The sequence below is a fragment of the Pseudoalteromonas sp. BSi20311 genome, from assembly GCF_000239875.1.
Classification (GTDB): Bacteria; Pseudomonadota; Gammaproteobacteria; order Enterobacterales; family Alteromonadaceae; genus Pseudoalteromonas.
In genome coordinates this window covers 1-838 of record NZ_BADU01000041.1, presented here as the reverse complement: position 1 = coordinate 838, position 838 = coordinate 1, and the positions used below count along the sequence as shown (strand labels likewise).

The following is an 838-nucleotide window of genomic DNA, read 5'->3' as shown; positions in this document are numbered from 1 at the left end:
AGTTACCTAATATACACAAATAATGAGCTTAAAGCTGAAGTGCCCATTAAAAGTATCCGATCACAAATATTGTTAGCTTTGTTATCTAATAGAAAAATGGCGATCTCCCCAACAAGATACTATAATTGGATACTAGGGGAGTATAAGTAAAGTTGAGTATTAACCTATTAAGTGTCAATACAAATATAGCGGATGTAAATTCCGCTAGTGCTGGTCTGCCGTTTTTAAATACCGTAACGAAATTAAATCTTAACGTGCTTACTAGTGATTCGGTCAATATCTCTAGTATTGGTATAGAACGCTTGCATAAAGATAATGGAGCAAAAACCACAAAAGATATCGAACAAACCTCTAACGAGGCTGTAAGTGTCACTTCAACTATTGGTCAAAATAAGTCAGCAAATAATTTAAATCACGCACAAGCAAAAGAGCTGTATATTAAAATATCTTCTTTACTATAGCAGTAGATCAAACCACCTCTTTTTCCAGAAAGACAATGACCCATCTCTTACCACGTAACATTATAAAATTATTCCGCATCAGCTACGTACCTAATACGGAATAATCTAAGTTAGGCTATCTTAGTTAACGAGACAACTCCTCAATTTTTTTCCTTGAAAACCAGCGATATAAAACAGGTAATACAAACAGTGTTAACAGCGTGGCCGTTACCAAGCCACCTACAATAACACTGGCAAGTGGGCGCTGGATTTCAGCACCTACACCATTTGACATTAGCATTGGGATTAATCCTAATGCAGATGTAATTGCTGTCATAAGTACAGGTCTTAATCTTGACGTTGCTCCTTCAAAAACTGCCTTGGAAGCCTCTAAGCCA

Annotated in this window: 2 protein-coding genes; one reads left to right on the top strand and one right to left on the bottom strand. The window is 36.5% G+C overall.

Annotation, left to right across the window (positions count from 1 at the left end; all coding sequences use genetic code 11):
• Nucleotides 1-152: 152 nt before the first annotated feature.
• Complete coding sequence (locus P20311_RS04010) at nt 153-461, top strand: hypothetical protein (protein ID WP_024602993.1); 309 nt, start codon at nt 153-155, stop codon at nt 459-461.
• Nucleotides 462-585: 124 nt separating this feature from the next.
• Here P20311_RS04010 and P20311_RS04005 read toward each other — a convergent pair.
• A partial coding sequence (locus P20311_RS04005; protein WP_036984803.1) for an efflux RND transporter permease subunit occupies nt 586-838 on the bottom strand: 253 nt, incomplete at its 5' end.